We start from the raw sequence: 3865 nt of genomic DNA, 5'->3' as shown, positions 1-3865 counted from the left end.
CCGACCGCATCGCGGTGTTGAACGGCGGGAGGATCGCCGCCCAAGGGACCGCCGACGAACTGAAGCGCATTGTTCCCGGCGGACACGTGCGACTCCGCTTCTCCGACCCGGCCGCCTACCAGAGCGCCGCCACCGCGCTGAGCGAGGTCACCGTCCCCCACGCGCGGCTTCGCTCGAGCGGGGGGACCTCCGTCGACGAGGCGCTCGCGCTCCAGATCCCCAGCGACGGCAGCCAGCGCGAGCTGCGCGCCCTCCTCGACCGGCTGGACGCGGCCGGCATCGAGGCCGACGAGCTGACCGTGCACACCCCCGACCTCGACGACGTGTTCTTCGCCCTCACCAGCACCACCATGGTCCCCAGCCAGTCCAAGGAGGATGTCCGATGAGCGCCCTCTCCCTCGCCGTACGCGACTCGAACACCATGCTGCGCCGTAACCTCCTGCACGCCCGGCGCTACCCGTCGATGACACTGAACCTGCTGCTCACGCCGATCATGATGCTGCTGCTCTTCGTCTACATCTTCGGAGACGTGATGAGCGCCGGTATCGGCGGTGGCGGGGCCGACCGGTCGGAGTACATCGCGTATCTCGTCCCGGGCATCGTGATGATGACCATCGGCGGCACCACGGTCGGCACCGCGGTGTCCGTCTCCATGGACATGACCGAGGGCATCATCGCCCGCTTCCGCACCATGGCGATCCACCGCGGATCGGTGCTCGTCGGGCACGTCGTCGGCAGCGTGCTGCAGAGCATCGCCAGCGTGGTCCTTGTCGGGGCCGTCGCCGTGGCCATCGGCTTCCGCTCCACCGACGCCACCGCCCTGGAATGGGTCGCGGCGTTCGGACTGCTCGCGCTGTTCGCCCTGGCGCTCACCTGGATCGCCGTCGGCATGGGCCTGATCAGCCCGAACCCGGAGGCCGCCAGTAACAACGCGCTCCCGCTGATCTTCCTCCCGCTCATCTCCAGCACCTTCGTCCCCATCGACGCGATGCCGGGCTGGTTCCAGCCGATCGCCGAATACCAGCCCTTCACCCCGGCCATCGAGACGCTGCGCGGACTGCTCCTGGGCACCGAGATCGGCCACAACGGCTGGCTAGCCCTCATCTGGTGCCTGGCACTGACCGTTCTCGGCTACCTGTGGTCGAAGTCGGTGTTCAACCGCGACCCGAAGTAGCCGACACGACAACGTCGCCTGCCGCGCCCGCGACCTCACTCTGCGGTGAGTTCCTCGAGGTGCTCGGCCGCGGTGGTGTTGCCCCGGTCGGACTCCGCTGCGGGGACGGTGGTGCGCACGCTGTCGTGCCACACCGCGCCGGTCGCGATCGCCTGACGCCATGGGCGGATCGCCTTGGGCGGCATGCCGATGGCGAGGGCGCCGGTGACGCGGTCGCCGGTGCGGTACGCGGCGACGAACCGGCGGTCCGCCAGGTCCCCTTCCACCACGGCGACCGCGTCGTGGCCGCGGAGGTAGCCGTACGCCTGGATCTTCATGTCGTACTGGTCGGACCAGAAGTAGGGCACCGGCGCGAACGGCTTGCGCGCCCGTGGGGCGGCGAGCAGGTTGCGGGCGGCGGCCACGCCCTGTTCGGCCGCGGTGGTGCGGTGCTCGATGCGCATGGGGGTGCCGAACAGCGGGTTGTACCAGCGGGCGACGTCACCGGCCGCGTACACTTCCCCAGCCTCCGGCCGGGGGGACCCCCAGGCGGCCTCGCAGTACTCGTCGCACACGACGCCGTCCCCGACGGTCAGGCCGCTGCCCGCGAGCCACTCGGTGTTGGGCACGGAGCCGACGGCCACCAGCACCTCGTCGGCCTGGATCCGCTCGCCGTCCGCGAGCCGCACGCCGTCCTCGGTCACCTCGGTGACGGTGACCCCGCAGCGCAGGTTCACGCCCCGCTCCAGGTGGGCGTTCGTCAGGATCTCGCCGACCTCCAGGCCGACGGCGTGGGCCAGGGGCACCGGGGCGGGTTCGAGGAGCGTGACCTCGCAGCCGAGTCGCCAGGCGACGGCGGCGGCCTCCGCGCCGAGGAAGCCGGCGCCCACGACGACCAGACGTCGGCCCGGGGCGAGCCGCTCCCGCAGGGTCAGCGCGTCGTCGAGGGTGCGCAGGACGTGCGGGCCCTCGCCGGGCAACCGACGCGGCCGGACCCCGGTGGCGATGACCAGCCCGTCGTACGGGAGGGCGGATCCGTCGGCCAACTCGACGGTTCGGCCGGCTGGTTCGAGGCGGGTGGCCGCCACGCCGAGCCGCAGGTCGAGGCCGAGCGCGGCCAGCGCGTCGGGGGTGCGCAGCGTCAGCCGCTCGGGCTCCCACTCCCCGGCCAGGAGCTGCTTCGACAGGGGCGGACGGTCGTACGGGGCGAGCGGTTCGTCGCCGACCAGGGTGAGCGTGCCGTCGTAGCCCTCCCGGCGGAGGGTCTCGGCCGCCGCGAGTCCGGCGGCCGAGGCACCGACGACGACGATCCGCCTCACTGCTCGACCAGCCGGATGGCGGCGGCCGGGCAGAGCGCTACGGCCTCCTTGACGTCGTCGAGTCGGCCGTCGCCGACCTGCTCCTCCAGGAGGATCGCGATGCCGTCGTCGTCCTGGTCGAAGACGTCCATCGCGGCGAGCACGCACTGCCCGGAGGCGACGCACTTGTCGGCTTCCAACTCCACCTTCATGGAATTCCCCTTACCTGCTTCGCTCGTGGTTCTCGGTTCGTTCGCGGGACGGGGAGCTGTCACCAGGAGACGGGCAGTTCGTGCACGCCGTAGATGAACGCGTCGTTCTTGAACCGGACGTCCTCCAGTGCGCAGGCCGGCTTCAGCGTGGGAATGCGCTTGTAGAGGGTGCCGTACACGACCTGGAGTTCCATGCGGGCCAGCGGCTGGCCCAGGCACTGGTGGACGCCGAAGCCGAAGGCGACGTGGCGGCGGGCGTCGCGGGTGAGGTCGAGGCGGTCCGGGTCGGGGAACACTTCGGGGTCGCGGTTGGCGATCTCGTTGACCATGATGACGCCCTCGCCGGCCTTGACGACCTGTCCTGCGACCTCGATGTCCTCGGTCACCGCGCGACGCCGCCCCAGGTGGGTGATGTGCAGGTAGCGCAGCAGTTCCTCGACAGCGCCCGCGACGAACTTCGGGTCGTCGCTCTCGCGCAGCAGGGCGAGCTGGTCGGGGTTGTGCAGGAGAGCGAGGGTGCCGAGGGCGATCATGTTCGCGGTGGTCTCGTGGCCCGCGATCAGCAGGAGCAGGGCCATCTCGGTGGCCTCTTGGTGGTCGATCTCCCCGGCCGTGACGCGCCCCGCGATGCTGGACAGCAGGTCGTCCTTCGGCTCGGCGAGCCGCTCGGCGATCTGACCGGCCAGGTATCCGGCCATCTCCCAGGTCGCCGCACCGCGCTGCTCGGGGGTCGCGGTCGTGCGGACCATCGTCTTGGTGTGCTCCTGGAAGATCGCGTGGTCGTCGTAGGGCACGCCGAGCAGTTCGCAGATCACCAGGGAGGGGATCGGCAGGGCGAACTCCTCCACGAGATCCACCGGGCCCGGCCGGCTCAGCATCCCGTCGATCAGGCCGTCGACGATCCTCTGTACGGCGGGCCGCAGGGCCTCCACCTTCTTCACGGCGAACGGGGCCGTCACCATCCGGCGCAGCCGGGTGTGTTCGGGGTCGTCCATCATGATGAAGCTGAGCTTGCCCTCGCCGCCCTCGGGACTGGCCTTGGTCGGGTAGCCGGGGCTGTCGGTGTCGGCGCTGACCCGGGCGTCGCCGAGGATGGCGCGCTGGTCGGCGTACCGGGTCACGAGCCAGGGTTCACTGCCGTCCCACAGCCGCACCCTCGTCAGGGGCGTCTCCTCCTGGAGGTTCTTCAGGGCGGGCGGGGG

General features: G+C 71.0%; 4 protein-coding genes and 1 pseudogene. 2 read left to right on the top strand and 3 right to left on the bottom strand.

Annotated elements, in window-relative coordinates:
• Window positions 1–386: pseudogene (locus BZL64_RS26795) on the top strand (ABC transporter); the annotation flags it as partial.
• Window positions 383–1174, top strand: a complete 792-nt coding sequence (locus tag BZL64_RS26790; RefSeq protein ID WP_086771748.1) for an ABC transporter permease — start codon at window positions 383–385, stop codon at window positions 1172–1174. The pseudogene BZL64_RS26795 and the gene BZL64_RS26790, both read left to right, overlap by 4 nt.
• A gap of 35 nt (window positions 1175–1209) precedes the next feature.
• Here the strand turns inward: BZL64_RS26790 and BZL64_RS26785 are convergent, their stop codons facing one another.
• The 3 genes from BZL64_RS26785 to BZL64_RS26775 form a co-directional block, all read right to left on the bottom strand.
• Window positions 1210–2472 carry an NAD(P)/FAD-dependent oxidoreductase gene (locus tag BZL64_RS26785; protein ID WP_086771747.1) on the bottom strand — a complete coding sequence of 421 codons (1263 nt, stop codon included), beginning with the start codon at window positions 2470–2472 and terminating at the stop codon, window positions 1210–1212.
• Complete coding sequence (locus BZL64_RS26780) at window positions 2469–2663, bottom strand: ferredoxin (protein ID WP_086771746.1); 195 nt, start codon at window positions 2661–2663, stop codon at window positions 2469–2471. Before BZL64_RS26780 ends, BZL64_RS26785 begins: the two co-directional genes overlap by 4 nt.
• Before the next feature lie 59 nt (window positions 2664–2722).
• Window positions 2723–3865, bottom strand: a 1143-nt coding sequence (locus BZL64_RS26775; protein WP_107430350.1) for a cytochrome P450, incomplete at its 5' end; no start/stop codon positions are given.

It is taken from the genome of Streptomyces bobili, from assembly GCF_002154575.1.
GTDB lineage: Bacteria > Actinomycetota > Actinomycetes > Streptomycetales > Streptomycetaceae > Streptomyces > Streptomyces bobili.
The sequence above is the reverse complement of the archived record's forward strand: the minus strand, read 5'-3'. Positions and strand labels throughout refer to the sequence as shown.